16 protein-coding genes, 1 tRNA gene and 3 pseudogenes are annotated in these 20,573 nt (G+C 36.9%); 9 read left to right on the top strand and 11 right to left on the bottom strand.

Translation table 11 applies throughout. The features are described from left to right. Positions 1-428: 428 nt before the first annotated feature. On the bottom strand, positions 429-1,058 hold the full coding sequence (gene radC / locus ABWU71_RS05400; RefSeq protein WP_353284913.1) for a RadC family protein: 630 nt from the start codon (positions 1,056-1,058) through the stop codon (positions 429-431). Between the two features lie 73 nt (positions 1,059-1,131). On the opposite strand from radC, the gene ABWU71_RS05395 reads away from it, so the two are divergent. Then, a protein-coding gene (locus ABWU71_RS05395; protein WP_265023453.1) for an IS5 family transposase occupies positions 1,132-1,924 on the top strand; the annotation gives its coding sequence in 2 pieces (ribosomal slippage) (positions 1,132-1,395 and positions 1,397-1,924; 792 coding nt in all). A gap of 19 nt (positions 1,925-1,943) precedes the next feature. Here the strand turns inward: ABWU71_RS05395 and ABWU71_RS05390 are convergent. From ABWU71_RS05390 to ABWU71_RS05380, 3 genes are all read right to left on the bottom strand, one after another. Next, positions 1,944-2,105, bottom strand: a complete 162-nt coding sequence (locus tag ABWU71_RS05390; RefSeq protein WP_274979930.1) for a hypothetical protein — start codon at positions 2,103-2,105, stop codon at positions 1,944-1,946. Between the two features lie 209 nt (positions 2,106-2,314). Then, complete coding sequence (locus tag ABWU71_RS05385) at positions 2,315-2,911, bottom strand: RDD family protein (RefSeq protein ID WP_353284225.1); 597 nt, start codon at positions 2,909-2,911, stop codon at positions 2,315-2,317. A 24-nt stretch (positions 2,912-2,935) separates the two neighbouring features. Then, positions 2,936-3,018, bottom strand: a tRNA-Leu gene (locus tag ABWU71_RS05380). Between the two features lie 111 nt (positions 3,019-3,129). Here ABWU71_RS05380 and ABWU71_RS05375 point away from each other — a divergent pair. From ABWU71_RS05375 to ABWU71_RS05365, 3 genes are all read left to right on the top strand, one after another. Then, positions 3,130-4,569 carry a replicative DNA helicase gene (locus tag ABWU71_RS05375; protein WP_353284224.1) on the top strand — a complete coding sequence of 480 codons (1,440 nt, stop codon included), beginning with the start codon at positions 3,130-3,132 and terminating at the stop codon, positions 4,567-4,569. A 91-nt stretch (positions 4,570-4,660) separates the two neighbouring features. Continuing rightward, positions 4,661-6,040, top strand: coding sequence for a hypothetical protein (locus tag ABWU71_RS05370; RefSeq protein WP_353284223.1), 1,380 nt, complete (start codon positions 4,661-4,663; stop codon positions 6,038-6,040). A gap of 61 nt (positions 6,041-6,101) precedes the next feature. Next, a protein-coding gene (locus ABWU71_RS05365; RefSeq protein ID WP_265023453.1) for an IS5 family transposase occupies positions 6,102-6,894 on the top strand; the annotation gives its coding sequence in 2 pieces (ribosomal slippage) (positions 6,102-6,365 and positions 6,367-6,894; 792 coding nt in all). Positions 6,895-7,038: 144 nt separating this feature from the next. Here the strand turns inward: ABWU71_RS05365 and metG are convergent. Beyond that, positions 7,039-8,664 (bottom strand): methionine--tRNA ligase, encoded by a 1,626-nt coding sequence (gene metG, locus ABWU71_RS05360; RefSeq protein WP_353284222.1) that lies wholly within the window; start codon positions 8,662-8,664, stop codon positions 7,039-7,041. Positions 8,665-8,803: 139 nt separating this feature from the next. Here metG and ABWU71_RS05355 point away from each other — a divergent pair, with 139 nt between their 5' ends. After that, positions 8,804-9,274, top strand: a complete 471-nt coding sequence (locus ABWU71_RS05355) for a TrbC/VirB2 family protein (RefSeq protein WP_353284221.1) — start codon at positions 8,804-8,806, stop codon at positions 9,272-9,274. A gap of 11 nt (positions 9,275-9,285) precedes the next feature. Here ABWU71_RS05355 and ubiG read toward each other — a convergent pair whose 3' ends face one another. Then, entirely contained in the window at positions 9,286-10,455 is a 1,170-nt protein-coding gene (gene ubiG, locus ABWU71_RS05350; RefSeq protein ID WP_353284220.1) for a bifunctional 2-polyprenyl-6-hydroxyphenol methylase/3-demethylubiquinol 3-O-methyltransferase UbiG, read from the bottom strand. Positions 10,456-11,166: 711 nt separating this feature from the next. Between ubiG and dnaG the strand changes: the two genes are divergently transcribed. Further along, positions 11,167-12,906, top strand: coding sequence for a DNA primase (gene dnaG, locus ABWU71_RS05335; RefSeq protein WP_353284217.1), 1,740 nt, complete (start codon positions 11,167-11,169; stop codon positions 12,904-12,906). Positions 12,907-13,176: 270 nt separating this feature from the next. On the opposite strand, the pseudogene ABWU71_RS05330 reads toward dnaG, so the two are convergent. Then, positions 13,177-13,500: pseudogene (locus tag ABWU71_RS05330) on the bottom strand (transposase); the annotation flags it as partial. A 151-nt stretch (positions 13,501-13,651) separates the two neighbouring features. On the opposite strand from ABWU71_RS05330, the gene ABWU71_RS05325 reads away from it, so the two are divergent. Beyond that, positions 13,652-14,399 (top strand): IS5 family transposase gene (locus ABWU71_RS05325; RefSeq protein WP_353284216.1). Its coding sequence is split into 2 segments (ribosomal slippage): positions 13,652-13,915 and positions 13,917-14,399, totalling 747 coding nucleotides; the frame shifts between segments, so codons are not numbered across the junction. A 162-nt stretch (positions 14,400-14,561) separates the two neighbouring features. Here the strand turns inward: ABWU71_RS05325 and ABWU71_RS05320 are convergent. Next, positions 14,562-15,316, bottom strand: a pseudogene (locus ABWU71_RS05320) (IS630 family transposase); the annotation flags it as partial. Between the two features lie 63 nt (positions 15,317-15,379). Between ABWU71_RS05320 and ABWU71_RS05315 the strand changes: the two are divergent. Both ABWU71_RS05315 and ABWU71_RS05310 read left to right on the top strand, forming a co-directional pair. Next, positions 15,380-16,239, top strand: a protein-coding gene (locus tag ABWU71_RS05315) for an IS630 family transposase (RefSeq protein WP_353284076.1) whose coding sequence is annotated in 2 segments (ribosomal slippage) — positions 15,380-15,704 and positions 15,704-16,239 — 861 coding nt in all. Because the reading frame shifts where the segments join, the coding sequence is not laid out codon by codon here. Positions 16,240-16,291: 52 nt separating this feature from the next. Beyond that, positions 16,292-16,429 (top strand): annotated as a pseudogene (locus ABWU71_RS05310) (transposase); the annotation flags it as partial. Here the strand turns inward: ABWU71_RS05310 and fumC are convergent. From fumC to eno, 3 genes are all read right to left on the bottom strand, one after another. Then, positions 16,420-17,814, bottom strand: a complete 1,395-nt coding sequence (gene fumC, locus ABWU71_RS05305) for a class II fumarate hydratase (RefSeq protein ID WP_353284215.1) — start codon at positions 17,812-17,814, stop codon at positions 16,420-16,422. The pseudogene ABWU71_RS05310 and the gene fumC overlap by 10 nt on opposite strands. A 368-nt stretch (positions 17,815-18,182) precedes the next feature. Further along, positions 18,183-19,205 carry an Obg family GTPase CgtA gene (cgtA, locus tag ABWU71_RS05300; RefSeq protein ID WP_353284214.1) on the bottom strand — a complete coding sequence of 341 codons (1,023 nt, stop codon included), beginning with the start codon at positions 19,203-19,205 and terminating at the stop codon, positions 18,183-18,185. Further along, positions 19,193-20,467, bottom strand: a complete 1,275-nt coding sequence (eno, locus tag ABWU71_RS05295) for a phosphopyruvate hydratase (protein WP_353284213.1) — start codon at positions 20,465-20,467, stop codon at positions 19,193-19,195. The genes cgtA and eno overlap by 13 nt, the downstream gene beginning before the upstream one ends. Between the last annotated feature and the right edge of the window lie 106 nt (positions 20,468-20,573).

Here is a 20,573-nt window from a genome sequence, read left to right as displayed (position 1 = left end):
TCTATGAAAAGAGCTATAACTCTGCAATCTGACTTTTAACGAAACTTGATTGCAAGAGTGCGGTAAAAGAATCTATAGCTAAAGTAATTCTGGTTTAGCAACCAATTTAAAAAACGACAAATTCGTCATTCCAGTGCCTTCTTCTCCTGTTATTCCAGTGCCCTCTTTCTTGTCATCCCAGTGCGTGACACTGGGATCCAGAAAACTTAATTGCAAGTAATACATTGAGTTTGGTGAGTATGGGTTTTGCGTTATAGAATGAAGCACTTTTGGTGAATTTGTAAAGAAAACTGGATTCCAGTGTCAAGCACTGGAATGACAAGTTCTCGGCAACCCCTACGTCATCCCGTCACGGTATCTCTTAGCCGCTAACACGTAGCGGAATGACGATTGTCGGTAAATCTAAGTTACTGTAGCTATAAAAGCTTTCACAACAGCCTATTTTCCTTGAAACTAAAATAGCTACTGAATGTAATAATAATGTGGTCTATTAATTCTATTCCTATACTTTGGCAAGCTTCTGCTAGTTGCCTAGTGAGAGATATATCGCTATTTGAAGGTTGTGTATCTCCGCTTGGATGATTGTGAGATATTACAATGGATGTTGAACCAATCAAAAGTGCGCGCTTGATGATCTCTCTGACATAAAGAGGAGTTTGATCTACTGTACCAATATTTTGCAGGTCTTCCGCTATTAGACGATACTTTTTATTCATATAGATGACGCGAAAATTTTCCTTATTGAGGCTTCCTATACTTATTCTTAAATAATCAAGCAATTTTTCCCAGTTATCGATTACAGGCAGGTCTTTTATTTCTTCCCTTGCAGAACGAACGAAGGCTTGTTTCACACAAAAGATGGCAGATATCGCTGCATTGCTGACACCATCAACGTTTTGCAGCGCTTCCAGGTCAGCATTAAAAACTTTATTTAAGCTGCCAAAATTTTCTATCAAACTCTTTGCCACCGGTTTTACATCAATTCTACTATATGCTGAATATAAAATGTGCTCTAAAACTTCATAATCAAGTAATGATTGTCCATTATCTAAAATAATTTTCTCTCTTAGAACCTGTACATGATCTCAAGAAAGGAATAAACTAAGAGATAATATATATAAGTTAGGATATATGAGGAGTTTATACCCAAGTGATATAAGTCGGGAAAGATTTGAGATTATGTTACCAGATCTAGAGTCCTGTAGAAAAAAAACAAAACCAAGGAAACTTGATTTGTATGATGTATTTTGTGGAGTGTTATACGTTCTGAAAAGCGGTTGTCAGTGGAGAATGCTACCAAAAGAGTTTCCAAAATGGCGCAATTGTTACGACTATTTTAAGAAGTGGAGTGAAAAACCAGATGCAGATAAAGAAAGTGTTCTGGAGCTGGTGTTAAAAAAAAATAGTTGGCGTGGTCCGACAAAACAATGGTCGGAAAGAAAAAACCAGCTTCTGCATAATTGATGCACAGAGTGTAAAAAATGCAGATACTGCTGAAGAAAAAGGCTATGATGCAGGCAAAAAGATTTCAGGAATAAAACGCCATATTGCAGTAGATACGCAAGGTTTGCCCCATGCAATTTATATAACAACAGCAGAGATAACTGACCGTAGCAGTGCTGTGAGAATGGTCGAAAATGCAAAAGAAAACCTCTCGGGAGTTAAAAATGTACTGGTTGATGCAGGCTATACTGGAGAGAATTTTGCAACTCAAATAAAAACGATTATTGGTGCAACCGTTGAAGTGATAAAAAGAAATGAATTACATTCCTTTGTTGTATTGCCCAAAAGATGGGTTGTGGAGCGATCTTTTGCTTGGTTAGAAAAATGTAGAAGATTGTGGAAAAATTGTGAGCGAAAACTCAATACTAGCCTACAAATGGTCGTTCTGGCTTTCACTGCCTTACTTCTGAAAAGATTATGAACAGGCTCTTAGGCGCTTTCTATGCCCCTTTTTGTAATTTTTCATCATCAATGAATTGCTTATCTCTTGTATAATAAGAAATTAGATTTTTAAGTAAAATATTTAATAAAGCGCATGACGCACAATTGTAAGAACATTCATTTTTGAAGACAGCAAATGGTGTCATGAAAGTAGCTGACACTGTCCTCCTTTGTCATCCGAGTAGCTGACACTGGTTCCTTTACGACGGCAGTGCCCAGAGGTGTCATCCCAGTGCGTGCACATAGTGCAAAAAATTAAAAATAAGACGCCAATACGTAATACTGTTGTCGTTTAATCTGCACAGATTGAAGATAAATGAATACCTTCAGTATCATGATAAAGGGGCTGGCGAAGGGTGTCAAGTAGTTTTTAGCTCTGCCTTCTAAGGCTTTTACTCGTGACAACCACTGTACCTGCGATCTTATCATGCCAAGTTTGACAGCGTTTGTTGAAATTTGACCATAAAAAGCCCAAGAATAACGGTGCAACTGACAATATAAAGGAAAAAAATCTCTTTGTTGCTTGTTTTAGGGTCATCTTTTCGAAAGTTTGTGCATCCACAACTCTAAGCCCAAGTAATAGTTTTCCAGGTGTGGCAGCAAACCTTACCCACATGTATGCTACATAGCAAAAGAGCATAATGAATTGGACTATTTGATTTAGGATCCACAGTTTACCAAGTCTACTCTGCGTTGTCTTTTCTTCTATAGACAGTGGCGCTTGCATTGGGGATTTTGCAGCAATTTGACTTAATATTTTGCTATCCTCTGAGTTTGTAAAGAGCTGATTAAAGGCTTGGCTGCAAAACTGCAAGAACAAAGCGATAATAATTAAATCAAGTAATACTGATATATAGCGCCTGAGGCCCGTTACATAACATATCCCATTTTCATCTTTCTTTACCTTTTGAATAACATTTATAGAAGAAAAAATAGAAAATAAACGATCAAAAAATTTATGTAACATATATACACTTTCCAATATTTAACGTGCCCCTGGCCGGACTTGAACCAGCATGCTTTTGCAAGCAACAGATTTTGAGTCTGCCGTGTCTACCATTCCACCACAGGGGCATTAAGTTTTAATGCTATAGGTAGCACAAAATTAGTCAAATTTTATATGTCTTTCAAATCAAAACTAAATATTCTACAATAATCAATAGTTACTCTCAAAACTTAGAATGAATGAATTACCTCAGTTCAAGAAGTGTAGATAAGGAAATATGTAAATTACCGCATAATTTAGAAGCTGAACAGATGCTTATTGGTGCAATGATTCGTGATAATAGAATCTGTGATGCAGTTGAAGACACAATCACAGCGGAGAATTTCTATGATCCATTACATCAAAGTATTTTTACGCAAATATCCAAAACCAGGAAACATGGCATAATTGCCAATGAACTGAGCCTCAAGATGTTTTTTGAGCACGACAAAGCATTTACCGAATGTGGTGGAGTTGAATACTTAGCAAAGCTTGCAGCGAAGGCAAGTATTGCGCTTGATATCTATAGTTTGACTAGAATAATCCGTGATACTTACTTAAGGAGATGTTTAATTAAGCTCGGGCAAGAAATAGTTGGTGATAGCTACAACTACGATATTGAAAATCCTGCACAGGCGCAAATTGAACAAGCAATGACAAAATTGTTCAATTTAGCAGTAAAAAAACAAGGTGAGAAAACATATATAAAACTTGCAAGTTCAATTAAAGATGTAGTTGAGAAGATCAGCACGCTGAAAAATAATCCAGAAGCGCTGGGCGTTACAACCGGACTTCAAGATCTAAATCAGCTTCTTGGTGGCCTACAAAAATCTGATTTATTAATTTTAGCTGCAAGGCCTTCTATGGGTAAAACAGCATTGGCGCTAAACATCGCACTTAATGCTTGTAAGATGTTGCAAAAAAGAGCAGATAAGCAACACTATGTAGCGTTTTTCTCGCTTGAAATGTCAGCAGAGCAATTAACTGCAAGGCTGATCACTATAGATTCAGGGATTAGTTATTATAAGGCATTAACCGGGAGAATTAGTGATTTTGAATTGCATGAATTTATCAATACTAGTACAGAATTATCTGAACTGCCTTTCATCATAGATGACACCCCTGCGCTATCAATTAGTGCACTTCGCACCAGAATACGCTTGCTGTACCAATTATATAATGTAGAAGTGGTATTCATTGATTATTTGCAGCTAATCAGAGGAACAACAAAAAGGAGTAATGAAAATAGAGTGCAAGAAATCTCGGAAGTGACGCAGGGTTTGAAAGCAATTGCAAAGGAACTAAATATTCCCATTGTTGCACTATCTCAGCTCTCTCGTTCTGTTGAGCAGAGGGATGATAAAAAACCACAACTTTCTGATTTACGTGATTCAGGGAGCATAGAGCAAGACGCAGATATAGTAATGTTTCTCTATAGAGAAGAGTATTATGAACTAAGAAAACAGCCAAATGAAGGAAGCAATAAACATCGAGAATGGCAAGAGAAAATGGAAAAAATTAGAAACATTGCAGAGCTCGTTATTGCAAAGCAGAGAAATGGGCCAATTGGCAGTGTGAAGCTATATTTTGACTCTAACAGAGGTGCATTTAAAGATTACACGGAAAGGCATAGTTCATAGCTTGGCAGAAATCTTCTTGTTCCCAAGTTCATTGATTATTTTTTTTTATGTAAAGATAGCTTGATAATTTCTTAAAAATCCTTTTATAATGGTGTTATATTTTATAATACGTGAGATGATGAATAAAAACAATGTACCCTATTATATAGCTGGAACTCTGGCTACTTTCACTTTATTAGCATCTGGAGTGTTTGCTGCAGCTCCTTATATTGGTTTCTTAGCTCCAGTTGCAGCATTAAGTGTTGGCCTGCCATTTATTATTGGTTATGCTGTGTTTTCTGTTGTAACTATTGCACTTTCGTATAAAGCAATTAGTAAGAACAAAACAAATTTTGAGTTAAAAAATCAAGTACAAACTCAAAAGCAGGAAAATTCTGAAAAAGACACTCAACTAGCTGAAAAAGAAGCGGAAGTAAAAGCTAAAGAGGAAGAAAATTCTGAGTTAAAAAGCAAAGTAAAAGCTCAAGAGGAAGAAAATTCTGAGCAAAAAACTCAACTAGCTGAAAAAAATAAAAAGATAGAAGAAGACAAATTAAAAGTGGCAATTGCTGATGGCACTGTTCAGCTTGCAAAAGGAACAGTTAATAGCGCTGTTTGGTTTGAAAAAGAAGCAGTTAATGGTGTCTTGTATTCTGGCAAATATGCTTACGATAATTATGTGCCATCAACTGAGTCTACAAAAGGAACACTTAGTGGTATTGGAGGTGGCTTGAAAAACACTTGTGATACATCAATTGAGTCAGCAAAAGGGACAATTAGTAGTGCTGGAAATAAATTAAAAAATGTTTATGATACCATGCCATCAACTGAGTCAGTAAAAGGAGCTCTTGGCAGTATTGGAAGCAGCTTGAAAAATGCTTGTGGTACGTCGGTCAGGTATGTAGGAGAAAAACTTAACAGCGTTGGAAGCAGCTTGTACAGCAGGATTTATGGTACTAAGGTTTCTAGTAAAGAGAAGTTTGAAAGTCGTATAGTTCAAAGGAAGCAGGAAGAGGCAAAGGCAAGAACAGAGTTAAAGGCTTCAGGCTTACTTCCTAACGTTATTGAATTGCAGTATAAGATTTCTAGTCCGGAAGAGCAGTTTAAGCGTGAAGATGGATCTAAACCTAGTATGCAAGAACTAACTCGTTTGGATTATTTAGATCTTGCGGTTCCTTCCAGTGAGCAAAAGCAACGAGCTAATAGTTTGGATTATTTAAATATTGATAACGTTCCTAAGCAACCTGATCATTTAAATGTTGATGCTGCTAAAAGTGATTTAATGAGTCTTTCTGAGGATCAGGATGTGTTTTATGATGCAGAATCTGGTGATGAAAAAGATACTGAGACTCCTAGCCCAGAAAGTCAGCCGGCTGAAAAAGAAGAAACTAAAGTTAACGGTTACTTAGATCAAGCGGTAAGTACAGTTAATTATTTTGTTCATCAAGCGGCAAAAGCTACGCCTTATTTAGCTGCAACTTGTTTGCCTTAGAACCTGTACATGATCTCAAGAAAGGAATAAACTAAGAGATAATATATATAAGTTAGGATATATGAGGAGTTTATACCCAAGTGATATAAGTCGGGAAAGATTTGAGATTATGTTACCAGATCTAGAGTCCTGTAGAAAAAAAACAAAACCAAGGAAACTTGATTTGTATGATGTATTTTGTGGAGTGTTATACGTTCTGAAAAGCGGTTGTCAGTGGAGAATGCTACCAAAAGAGTTTCCAAAATGGCGCAATTGTTACGACTATTTTAAGAAGTGGAGTGAAAAACCAGATGCAGATAAAGAAAGTGTTCTGGAGCTGGTGTTAAAAAAAAATAGTTGGCGTGGTCCGACAAAACAATGGTCGGAAAGAAAAAACCAGCTTCTGCATAATTGATGCACAGAGTGTAAAAAATGCAGATACTGCTGAAGAAAAAGGCTATGATGCAGGCAAAAAGATTTCAGGAATAAAACGCCATATTGCAGTAGATACGCAAGGTTTGCCCCATGCAATTTATATAACAACAGCAGAGATAACTGACCGTAGCAGTGCTGTGAGAATGGTCGAAAATGCAAAAGAAAACCTCTCGGGAGTTAAAAATGTACTGGTTGATGCAGGCTATACTGGAGAGAATTTTGCAACTCAAATAAAAACGATTATTGGTGCAACCGTTGAAGTGATAAAAAGAAATGAATTACATTCCTTTGTTGTATTGCCCAAAAGATGGGTTGTGGAGCGATCTTTTGCTTGGTTAGAAAAATGTAGAAGATTGTGGAAAAATTGTGAGCGAAAACTCAATACTAGCCTACAAATGGTCGTTCTGGCTTTCACTGCCTTACTTCTGAAAAGATTATGAACAGGCTCTTACAATTATGCTACCACTCCTGTGTCAGCATCGTTTGATAATGTTAATGTCACTAACTTGTTTGTTGCTAATCAATGCAAAATTGGCTCAATGTTTTAAAGCAAAACAGTAGAGGGCATATCATATGCTCTCTACTCAAATGTCAACCCTCAAAAAAACCGGCGTAGGTTTAGGCAATGTTATGCCTGAACTTACGCACGTGTCGTATAAAGATTTTAAATCTCGTTGTTCTTTTGGAATTTGCAATTGATCGAGTATCATTTCCGCTGACCTCGGGACAATTTGCTGCAATAAAATGCCTATTATCCTGATATATTCCAGTAACTTGTAAATTACTAAATTCATGCGTTCTCTATCAGTTTTGCTTAATGTCCAGGGTGCACTTTTGTCTATATAAGCATTGGCTTCAGAAGAGATGTTGATAATTAGAAGTATAATCTGGTTAAATTCATACCTTGCAAGATGATTCATGATTTGATCAATTATGGACTTACAATTTGGCAAACTCTCATCATCTTTGAGTAGATTTCGATCAACTGTTGGTACAATTCCAGAGCATTGCTTGTGTAAAAATGAAATTGTTCTTTGTACTAAATTGCCTATGTTGTTTGCCAGTTCTGAATTTATCCGGCTGATCATGTTTTTCTTACTAAAGTTGCCATCCTGGCCAAAACTTGCTTCCCGAAGGAGAAAATAGCGTAGCTGATCAACACCAAACTCTTGAGCGAGGCCAATTGGATCTATGACATTACCAAGAGATTTGGATATTTTTTCTCCCTCGTTCAACCACCAACCATGAACTGCAATTTGTTTTGGCAGTGGCAGGTCTGCTGCAAGGAGAATCGCTGGCCAATATATAGCATGAAAGCGCAATATGTCTTTGCCGATTACATGAACGTTGAAAGAGCTGTCAGCTAGGTTTGCAGTGCTTGACACTGGAATCTGCGTTTTCCCTTGGTTTGGTGTTATTCCAGTGCTTGACACTGGAATCTGTGTTTCTGGTTCTGCCCAAAACCTCTTATATTCCTCACCTTCAGTGCTAGGGAAACCTATTGATGTAAGATAATTGGTTAATGCATCTATCCAGACATAGATTACGTGTTTATCATTACCTGGTACTTTTATTCCCCAGTTAAAACTAGTACGAGAGATTGAGAGGTCAATGAGCCCTGATCTTACAAACGATATCACTTCATTTTTTCTGCTCTCAGGAAAGATAAAACTTGGCTGATTTTTATAGAGTTCCAGTAATTTTTCTTGCCAGTTTGACAAACGAAAAAAGTAACTCTCTTCTTTTATCCACTGGACCTCAGCACCTGTTGGTGCTTTGCCATCTATCAGCTCTGATTCCTGATAAAATGCTTCATCACGAACTGAATACCAACCCGAATAGGAATCCAAATATACTTGTCCTCTCTCTTCAAGCCTATTCCATAAAGCTACCACTGCTTTTTTGTGACGTTCCTCCGTAGTGCGAATAAAATCTTCATACTCAAAATTCATGAACTTAGCTAATTCTTTAAATGAAACGCTCACTTCATCTGTAAATTCTTTTGGCTGCATTTCCTTTGCTTTAGCTGCTTTTTCTATTTTTTGTCCATGTTCATCTGTACCGGTGGTAAATTTGACATTTTTTCCAGCTAGTTTCATGAACCTTGCCACCACGTCACACAAGAGAGAAGTGTATGCATGACCGATATGCGGCTTATCGTTTACGTAATATACTGGCGTGGTGATGTAAAAGTTCTCGAATTGTTCCATGGTTTAGCATTTTGATAAAAATCAACTGAGTTAATTATAGTATTAAAAAGGCAGTAATAAATAAATATTGATTAGGTTAAGCATAATTTTTGAAAAAAGCGATTTACTGAAATTTTATAAAAATAAGAAATAATCAGGCATGATTATTGAAAGAACAATGAGAAATTTTCTTGTAATTCTATTTATAGTTTTCTATGCATTTGATGCACACGCTGATGGAGCAACAGATGTAATGTGTAATGTAATAGGTTACGTTCATGGAATAGGTGGACCAATGATTACAGTGGTAATAATTGGTTCAAGCTTACTTGTAATATTTGGCAGAATGCCTTGGCCTGCAATTTTCGCACTGGGTATGTTTGTTGCTGTGTTTTTTGGTGCTCCTCAAATTGTAACAAAGGTAACAGAAAAAGAAGTTTGTTATCTTGATGAGAGACAAACATTGAATAATGGAAAGTGTGTTGCTGCTCCTGGATATGAATACATAGGTCGTGATCGTTGTGGCCCTTGGAGAAACGGGACTCAAGGATGTTGTCCTAATGGCTGGGTGGTCAATAGTTGGGGCACATGTAGTAAACCTGGTCAGGATCCTTCAAAGTATTGGAAGTGAAAATGGTGCTTTTATAGAGTTAAATCTAACAAACCACAGAGTATATAATTAACATCCACGCCTTTAGTTAAATTCCACTCACGTTTTATTACGTTATACTCCATGCCAACCGTGTTTTGCAGCGTTACATTATTTTCTCTTAAGTGATTTGCAATTTCTGACGGCTTGAGAAATTTATTCCAGTTATGTGTACCTTTTGGCAGCCAATTTAATATGTACTCTGCACCAATTATTGCAAGACAAAAGGATTTAATAGTTCTATTTATTGTGGATATAAATATCAGCCCATTCGGTTTTAGCAGTTCTATCGCTTTTTTCATGAAAAGCTCTAAATTATCCACATGTTCAACTACTTCCATCAACAGAACCACGTCGTGCTTCTTGTCATTGCTTAGCTCTTCAATGCTGGTGTGTATATATTCTATATTTAACCCTACTTTTTTCGCATGTGAATGCGCTACTTTTATGTTTTCTTCACATACATCTATTCCCACAACGTTAATGCCAACGCGTGCCATTGACTCTGACAAAATGCCACCACCGCATCCAACATCAAGCAATGATAATTCTTTTAAATCGCATTTTTTTAACTCTTTTATTTTCTCAATAATGTAAGATACTCTAACAGGATTCATCATGTGCAATGGCTTGAATTTGCCGTTCTCATCCCACCACTGGCCTGCCATTTTAGCGAATTTTGATATTTCATCTTCGTTATAAGTTTTTGTTTTCTTAGAGGTTATATTGCTGAGTTTATCAAGGCGTTTTTTATGTCTGCTTTCTTTTGAAAATTCTGTTTCGAGGAATTGTTTGACTATGTCTTTTGCTAATCCACTCGCAGTAAATCCTGCACCAAGACACAGTACATTTGCGTTGCCATGCTCGCGAGCTAATTTTGCGATCTCAACACTGTTACATAAAGCAGCGTAGATTCCTTCAAAACGATTTGCCACAGTACTCATGCCCAAACCTGTACCACAAATTAATATCCCATAATTTGCTTTTTTGCTTGTTATATCTTCTACAACTTTAACAGCATAGTCTGGGTAATCTACACACTTTTGCTTAGCAGTACAGCCTTGATCTACTACTCTGTAACCTAGGGCTTCCAGGTAAGGTTTTATTTCTGATTTTAATTCATAACCAGCATGATCTGAGGCAATTGATACTACATCTAACATATAAGAAATAAGGACATTTTATATGGGTTTGAACTTTCTGTCAAGTCATTCAATGCTCCTGACCTTTTGGGAGTTCTAAAGCTATAGCTAAGGTTTTCCTACGTCATACCGCAATTCATTCCACAACTGTACGAACGTTGTGATTTGAGCCCATCAGGAGGGTGTCATCCCAGTGCTTGACACTGGGATCCAGGAAAATTGATTGTAAACGAGCAAACATTTTCGATAAAATTACCGAAAAGCTGGATTCCAGTGTCACGCACTGGAATGACATCATTTATTATGCAACATCGTGTCACATTGCAACGTTCGTACAGTTGTGGAATGAATCGCGGTATGACGGTTAAGTAGGGTGTCATCCCAGTGCCCAGACACTGGGATCCAGGAAAATTGATTGTAAACGAGCAAACATTTTCGATAAAATTACCGAAAAGCTGGATTCCAGTGTCAGCTACTTGCATGATACCTTATGGAGCTATAGTTCCTCTCCATTCTCAAATGCCCTTCTTTTGTCATCTAAGTAGCTATCCAAGAAAACTATTTACTGTACCTACTTTAAATTAACCTTCTTTAATTATATTCATGATTCTTGAGTAATTTATTTTGGGTTCTTTGTCAAGCTGTCCTGATTTTTTGCGAGCCTTGAAATAAATTTCGAGTCAGATGTGTATAAATTCTATATAATTTTTATCCTGCTACTAATTTAACAAGATGGATCATATAGATATTATAAAGTCAAAATTGTTATTATCTGACATAGTAGGTAAAAAAGTCAGATTAATAAAAAGAGGAGATAGTTTTGTTGGGCTCTGTCCATTTCATAACGAAAAAACCCCATCTTTTTCGGTGAGCAATACTAAGGGGTTATATTACTGTTTTGGTTGCTTGGCTAGTGGTGATGCATTTGAATTTATTTCACAAACTGAAGGATTAAGCTTTAAAGAAGCATTGGAAAAATTAGCATCGGTTACAGGTGTTGAACTGCCCAAAAATCTTAGTATTACAAAAGAGGATAATAAACTATTTTTAGCGCTTGATTTAGCTGCAAATTGGTTTGCACAAAAAAATCAAGGTGTTGTAGATTATTTAAAGCAGCGTAAGATTTCACCTAAAATCATAGATAAATTTAAGATAGGTTATGCACCAAGCTCTGGTTTGAAAGAGTATTTAAACTCTTCAGGTATTGAAGACAAAATTTTAATTGATATTGGATTAGTAAACAAAAATTTTCATGATTATTTTTATGACCGGCTGATATTTCCTATATACAACATTGCAGGGAGAGTTATTGGTTTTGGTGGACGTGCGCTGAGCTTTGAGCAACAGCCGAAATATTTAAATAGCCCAGAGAGTCAGCTCTTCAAGAAGAGGGAGAATTTATACGGATTAAACTTTGCTTTAAGCGAAATACGTAAAAAACAGCACATATTTGTTGTTGAAGGATATATGGACACTATAGCGCTACATCAAGCGGGAATTAGTAATGCAGTTGCTCCGCTTGGTACCGCAATTTCTGCAGAACAGATAAAAAATCTATGGAGATTTGCTAAAGAAATCTCCATCTGTATGGATGGCGATAGTGCTGGACGTCATGCTGCTACCCGAGTTGCAGAACTTGCTCTGCCAATATTAGAGCCTGGATACACGTTAAAGTTTGTGACTTTGCCGAGTAATAAAGATCCATACGATATATGTAACGAACTGGCATACAAGAAAGAAGACGTATTGACTGCTCTTGACCATTTAACAAAACTGCATTCTGAATATTTATGGCATCACATAATCGATAGCAACTTGCAAAATTATGAAAAACTTGCTCCGGAAAAATATTCAATTCTTGAGCACAAGTTCATGGAATATGTAAATACTATTAGCAACAGCAGTATTAGAAGGTATTATAGAGATTATTTTTACAATAAGGCTAGTAAACTAAGAAGTAGCTTCAAAAAACAGATTTTTAATAGTAAAACTAGAGCAACAAAAGATGAGTATCTTCATAACAAGTCTCCAGAGCTAATTGAAGCAGAGCAAAATCAGGCCGTAATTTTGCGTATAGCCGTAGAATTTCCTGAAATTTTGAACCGTCCTATATTTTTTGAGCAATTTTCTCATTTTGAATTTACTAATGAGATGAAAAGATTACAACAGCATATAATTGATGTAATAAGTAACAAAAGCAAACTCGATAAAGAGCAAGAATTAAAACAGTTTAACGTTATAAAGTATGTATTCGAAAAAACTAGCGTACTAAACAGTCAATTAAGCGAAAGAAAATCTGCAGAAATTGTGTGGAATAATATAGTGTTACTAAAAGAATTAAATGCATTACGAAAAGAAAGAACCGAAGCGAGGCTGAGTGGTAATCTTGACTTAGAAGAAAGGTTGATAGAACAAATAGAGCAAATAGAAAGTAATATACAAGAAATGCAAATGGAGTTTATTGAAAAGTAGATATCGTCTCGTTAGTCAACAAGAAAATTACAAAATAAGACAATATTTTACATAAGATTGAAATTTTTAACTAATTAAGCCTTCCTCCAACAGCTTTGCCCTGTAGTTTTTGATATGGTTAGGATCACTTGAAAATGTATAATTTTTGTAGTTAGCTCTGCTATGCATATAAAGCTTACTATTGACTTTTATCACATTATCTCACATTATCTCACATAATATGCATGTGAGAAGAATATGAACTGGAAGAATTTTCGTCTTAGAGCCTGTTCATAATCTTTTCAGAAGTAAGGCAGTGAAAGCCAGAACGACCATTTGTAGGCTAGTATTGAGTTTTCGTTCACAATTTTTCCACAATCTTCTACATTTTTCTAACCAAGCAAAAGATCGCTCCACAACCCATCTTTTGGGCAATACAACAAAGGAATGTAATTCATTTCTTTTTATCACTTCAACGGTTGCACCAATAATCGTTTTTATTTGAGTTGCAAAATTCTCTCCAGTATAGCCTGCATCAACCAGTACATTTTTAACTCCCGAGAGGTTTTCTTTTGCATTTTCGACCATTCTCACAGCACTGCTACGGTCAGTTATAGCTCTTTTCATAGAAGTCCGGATGTGATAAGGTAAGGATAGACGATGATAAGGAGGTTGAGTGCCAGCAGCATATAGTTATGACTTAAGAACCTGTACATGATCTCAAGAAAGGAATAAACTAAGAGATAATATATATAAGTTAGGATATATGAGGAGTTTATACCCAAGTGATATAAGTCGGGAAAGATTTGAGATTATGTTACCAGATCTAGAGTCCTGTAGAAAAAAAACAAAACCAAGGAAACTTGATTTGTATGATGTATTTTGTGGAGTGTTATACGTTCTGAAAAGCGGTTGTCAGTGGAGAATGCTACCAAAAGAGTTTCCAAAATGGCGCAATTGTTACGACTATTTTAAGAAGTGGAGTGAAAAACCAGATGCAGATAAAGAAAGTGTTCTGGAGCTGGTGTTAAAAAAAAATAGTTGGCGTGGTCCGACAAAACAATGGTCGGAAAGAAAAAACCAGCTTCTGCATAATTGATGCACAGAGTGTAAAAAATGCAGATACTGCTGAAGAAAAAGGCTATGATGCAGGCAAAAAGATTTCAGGAATAAAACGCCATATTGCAGTAGATACGCAAGGTTTGCCCCATGCAATTTATATAACAACAGCAGAGATAACTGACCGTAGCAGTGCTGTGAGAATGGTCGAAAATGCAAAAGAAAACCTCTCGGGAGTTAAAAATGTACTGGTTGATGCAGGCTATACTGGAGAGAATTTTGCAACTCAAATAAAAACGATTATTGGTGCAACCGTTGAAGTGATAAAAAGAAATGAATTACATTCCTTTGTTGTATTGCCCAAAAGATGGGTTGTGGAGCGATCTTTTGCTTGGTTAGAAAAATGTAGAAGATTGTGGAAAAATTGTGAGCGAAAACTCAATACTAGCCTATAAATGGTCGTTCTGGCTTTCACTGCCTTACTTCTGAAAAGATTATGAACAGGCTCTAAGGAAAAAAGCAATGGAAGCGCTAGAGGAGGGAGGAAGCAGAGAAACAGTGGCAGCAAGATTTAAAATTGGACGAACTATAGCATTTCTTATAATAGTCCGAACAGGTCATAGGAAGGCAGAATCAACAGCACGACGAAAGGATTCGAATAGAGGAATGTTTTTCCTAGCTCTGTTTTTTATAGCAAACCAATGATGCTCAATTTTGTTGAAATCTGGAGAATACGGCGGCAGATACAAAATTTCTGCACCAACTCCTCTAGCAAGCTCGATAATCTTACCAGACTTATGAAAAGTAGCATTGTCAAGAATGACAGTCTGTCCAGGTTCCAAGATCGGTGTCAAAAATTGCTCAAACCATCCATTAAAAACATCCATATTACATTGGCCTTCAAAGGTTAATGGAGCAACTATCTTTCTTCTACTTAAGGCTGCAACCATACTGATTCGTTGAGTTTTCTTTCCAGATTTTAGGCCATAAAACCGCTGTCCTTTCTGGCAATACCCATATGGATAGTCCTCTGTGTTATCAATGCCAGACTCATCTATATAAACTAAGTTTTCTGGTTCTTTTGTTGCTATAATTTTTAAGAATTCAGCACGTTTTTCTTCGTTTCTTTCCTTGTATCCATATGTCTTTTTTTGCGCGTAAATCCAATTTTTCTGAGAGCTCGGTGGATCGTTTGGATACTAACGTTGCTCCAAAGTTTAGCCATTTCCGACAGAGTCTTTCCTCCGTTTTCTCTGGCAAATTTAGCAAAGGCATCCCAGTCGGTAATTTTGTGATTGTAACCTCCATTTCCAAGTTTTTTTGATTGAAAGTCTCCTGTTTCTTTTCTTCTTTGCTGCCACTCCCATAAAGTATAGCTCTTTTCATAGAAGTCCGGATGTGATAAGATAAGGATAGACGATGATAAGGAGTTTGAGTGCCAGCAGCATATAGTTATGACTTAAGGAAAAAAGCAATGGAAGCGCTAGAGGAGGGAGGAAGCAGAGAAACAGTGGCAGCAAGATTTAAAATTGGACGAACTACTTTATGGGAGTGGCAGCAAAGAAGAAAAGAAACAGGAGACTTTCAATCAAAAAAACTTGGAAATGGAGGTTACAATCACAAAATTACCGACTGGGATGCCTTTGCTAAATTTGCCAGAGAAAACGGAGGAAAGACTCTGTCGGAAATGGCTAAACTTTGGGGCAACGTTAGTATCCAAACGATCCACCGAGCTCTCAGAAAAATTGGATTTACGCGCAAAAAAAGACATATGGATACAAGGAAAGAAACGAAGAAAAACGTGCTGAATTCTTAAAAATTATAGCAACAAAAGAACCAGAAAACTTAGTTTATATAGATGAGTCTGGCATTGATAACACAGAGGACTATCCATATGGGTATTGCCAGAAAGGACAGCGGTTTTATGGCCTAAAATCTGGAAAGAAAACTCAACGAATCAGTATGGTTGCAGCCTTAAGTAGAAGAAAGATAGTTGCTCCATTAACCTTTGAAGGCCACTGTAATATGGATGTTTTTAATGGATGGTTTGAGCAATTTTTGACACCGATCTTGGAACCTGGACAGACTGTCATTCTTGACAATGCTACTTTTCATAAGTCTGGTAAGATTATCGAGCTTGCTAGAGGAGTTGGTGCAGAAATTTTATATCTGCCGCCGTATTCTCCAGATTTCAACAAAATTGAGCATCATTGGTTTGCTATAAAAAACAGAGCTAGGAAAAACATTCCTCTATTCGAATCCTTTCGTCGTGCTGTTGATTCTGCCTTCCTATGACCTGTTCGGACTATTATAAGAAATGCTATACCACTCCGCTGAACGGATACAAAAAATTGGTAAAGAGGAAGGGAAAATTGAAGTTGCAAAAGCAACGTTGGCTAATAATGTTGATGTCAACACTATTGTCAAGTTTACTGGCCTTTCTATTAGTGAGATTGAAGAATTAAGTGTGAGCGGTTACAAATAATTTACCATTTCTTCTGGTTTCACTATCCTTTCAAACTCCTCCTCAGTGAGCAGTTGAAGTTTTGCTGCTGCTTCTTTTAGAGTGATATTTTCTTTATAAGCAAGCTTCGCTATTTTTGCTGCATTGTCGTACCCTATATGCGTATTTAATATAGTGACCAACATCAACGACTGATTCAGTAAATCTTTTATCCTCTTCTCATTTGCTTTAATACCAACTACACATTTTTCTGTAAAATTTAAACTTGCATCAGCTAAAAGTCTTATAGACTGCAAAACATTGTAAATTATTACTGGCTTAAACACATTCAATTCAAAATGACCGTTTGAACCACTAATGGTCACAGCAACATGATTTCCCATAACTTGAGTGCACACCATAGTTACTGCTTCACACTGAGTTGGATTCACTTTACCTGGCATAATTGAAGAACCAGGCTCATTTTCCGGTAACATTATTTCCCCAATTCCGCATCTTGGACCAGAACCAAGCAACCTTATATCATTTGCAATTTTCATTAAACTGACTGCTACTGTATTGAGTGTTCCACTGAGCTCAACTAAAGCATCATTTGCTGCTAGCGCTTCAAATTTATTGTCTGCTGAAGTAAATGGAAGATTAGTAATTCCTGCAACTTGGCTTGAAAAATCTTCAGCAAAACCCTTTTTAGTATTGAGTCCCGTGCCAACCGCAGTGCCACCTTGTGCAAGCTCGTATATACCACTTAAAGTTGATTTTACTCTCTCTATCCCCTTTCTAATCTGGACTGCATAGCCAGAGAACTCCTGTCCCAGTGTTAGGGGCGTTGCATCTTGCAGATGAGTACGTCCTACTTTTATTATATCCTTAAATTCCTGAACCTTATTATCCAGCACCTTATGCAATTTTTCAAGATTTGGAATAAGCAAGCGGTTTATCTGGTCTGCTGCTGCTATATGCATTGCTGTTGGAAAAGTGTCATTTGACGACTGACCATAATTCACATGGTCGTTTGGATGTATCGGAGATTTACTACCCAAATTACCACCTAAAATCTCTATTGCGCGATTGCTGATCACTTCATTCATATTCATATTAGTCTGCGTTCCGGACCCGGTTTGCCAAACAACAAGCGGAAATTCATTATTAAATTTGCCATCTATTACTTCCCTTGCGGCTACGCAGATTGCGTCCCCTACCTTATTATCTATGCTACCCTGCTTCATGTTAACACGTGCTGCTGCAAGTTTTACTATTGCTAATGCTTTAATCAGAGGCTCTGGCATTTTTTCTGTGCCAATCTTAAAATTTTCTAAAGAACGCTGAGTCTGCGCTCCCCAGTAATGTTCACTTGGTACTTTTACTTCCCCTAAGCTGTCTGATTCTATTCTCGTCTTTCTATCCATATTTTCCTCCTGGTGTTATGCAAACTGGTTCACTACATAATTTTTTCATGCCTACTTTTTGGTTAATTAAATCATACTAGATCCAAGTAGTCAAGTGTACGAACATTGCAATTTTCAGGTAACTTGCATGGTAGATGTACAACTGTACGAACATTGTCTAGCAGGAGGGTGTCATCCCAGCGCCCCTATGATGTCATCCCAGTGTTTGACACTGGGATGACACCATCTGCCACGCAAATTGCCTGCAAATTGCAATGTTCGTACAGTTGTGTGGTAGATGCAAGTAGCTGACACTGGGATTTGTTGTGTTTAACAAAAACAAATGTTCGTACAAATATATTCTAGTTATATGATAAAATAAATGAAATTCACATCTTAAAAGGATCATATACATCGATTTCCTTAGAATTACTCTTTTTCAATTTTTCACTTAATAATCTTAAAATAGGCTGTAAATCACCATTAATTGATAAGCACAGCACTTCTTTATTGAGATAATTAGCTAGGTGATTCTTCTTTTCCAGAATTTCTGCTTCCCTCAATAAGTCGCATTTGTTTAATACTACAATATCTTCTTTTTCAACAAGATCACTATTGTAAAGTTCCAATTCATTATGGATACAACTATAAGCCGAAACAACGTCATCGTGGGTTACATCGATTAAATGAAGTAAAATTTGACACCTTTCTATGTGTTTTAAAAATTTATGCCCGAGCCCAACTCCAAGGTGAGCATCAGTAATTATTCCAGGAATATCTGCTATTACAACTTCGCTATCATCCACTTTTACCACGCCTAAATGAGGTCTTACGGTGGTAAATGGATAATTGCCTACTTTTGTATCGGAATTTGAGCAGCGAGTCAAAAATTTTGATTTACCTGCGTTTGGCATGCCAATAATTCCAACATCTGATAAAACTTTTAGTTTTAATAATACATGTTTTTCTTCGCCAGGCTGACCGTAAGTAAAATGTCTTGGTGCCTTATTAGTAGAAGATTTAAAATTAGTATTTCCAAGTCCACCTTTTCCACCCTGTGCTATTAAAAATTCCATATCAGGCTTGTCAAGATCGACTATTATCTCTTCACTTTCTTCATCAATTATTTGTGCACCAACTGGAACTTTAAGTATAACGTCTTTCCCTGCTGTGCCAGATCTATCCCTACCTGCACCATTTTTTCCACTATCTGCTTTAATGTGTCTTCTATAACGAAAATGAAGCAAAGTGTTGAGATTAGCGTCGCTGATGAAAACTATGTTTCCACCCTTTCCTCCATTACCACCATTTGGACCACCAAATTCAACGAACTTTTCTCGACGAAAACTTGCACAGCCATCACCACCGTCACCGGCTTTTAAACACAATTTTACTTCGTCTATAAAACCCATGCTAACCCACGATAATATTTAGCATCCTTTCCTAATGCGCTTTCTATTCTGATTAGCTCGTTATACTTCGCGAGTCTATCAGAACGCGATAGCGATCCGGTTTTTATTTGCCCGCAATTTGATGCAACTGCTATATGAGATATTGTTGTGTCTTCTGTTTCACCTGAGCGATGAGAAATAACAGCTTTATAGCCATTTGATTTTGCCATTTCAATTGCATTAAACGTTTCTGTTAACGTCCCTATTTGATTTGGCTTGATCAGTACAGCATTTGCCATTTTTTCCTCTATTCCTTTGCATATCAGTTCACAATTTGTAACAAACAAATCATCCCCAACCAATTGAATTTTACTCCCCAATTTTGCAGTAAGTAATTTCCAACCTTCATAGTCGTCTTCACTCATTGCATCTTCTATAGAAATTATTGGATATTTTTCCACAAGGTCACAATAGTATTCAGCCAATTCTTCCGAAGTAAGTTCTTTGTTTTCAAATTTGTAAATTCCATCTTCATAAAAAGTAGATGAAGCAACATCAAGGCCTAGTGCAAAATCACTTTGCGCTGAATAATCTGCTGATTCTATAGCGTATATGATCAAGTTAAGTGCTTCTTCAGTACTTTCAATATTTGGTGCAAAACCACCTTCATCTCCTACGTTTGTGCTATAACCCTTTTTCTTAAGAATGCTACGTAAGTTGTGGAACACCTCCGCAGATATTCTAATTGCTTCACTGAAAGTCTCAGCACCGACCGGAAGAATCATGAATTCTTGGAAATCGAGCTTATTGTCTGCATGTACTCCACCATTAATTATGTTAATGAGTGGAACCGGCATAACACTCGTCTGCTCTCCTCCCAAATATCTATATAGCGGCACTTTGAAACTGTTTGCTGTTGCTTTTGCAACCGCAAGAGACACACCCAAAGTTGCATTTGCTCCAAGTTTTGATTTGTTTTTTGTTCCATCTAGTTCAATTAATGCTTTATCAATTGCATTTTGGTCCGCTGCATTCATTCCAATGATTTCATCTGCTATTATCCCATTTACAGCTTGAACAGCTTTCAGCACTCCTTTACCACAATACCTTTTCTCATTTTGGTCCCTGAGTTCCAAGGCTTCTAATTTACCGGTTGAAGCTCCAGAAGGTACAGATGCCCTGCCTATTGCTCCATCACAAAGTTCAATTTCCACCTCAACGGTTGGGTAACCTCTGCTATCTAAAATTTCTCTTGCAAATACGTTATTGATTATCTTATTCATCGCATTAACCCTTTACTAGATTCACAATTGTGTGCACGGAACGTTCTGTCTCGGAAGATGTTATCCCAGCGCTGTAACATTTCAGTGTATGAACATTGCAATATAC

This window comes from Wolbachia endosymbiont (group A) of Lasioglossum fulvicorne, from assembly GCF_964028605.1.
In the GTDB taxonomy this organism is placed as follows: domain Bacteria; phylum Pseudomonadota; class Alphaproteobacteria; order Rickettsiales; family Anaplasmataceae; genus Wolbachia.
The sequence above is the reverse complement of the archived record's forward strand: the minus strand, read 5'-3'. Positions and strand labels throughout refer to the sequence as shown.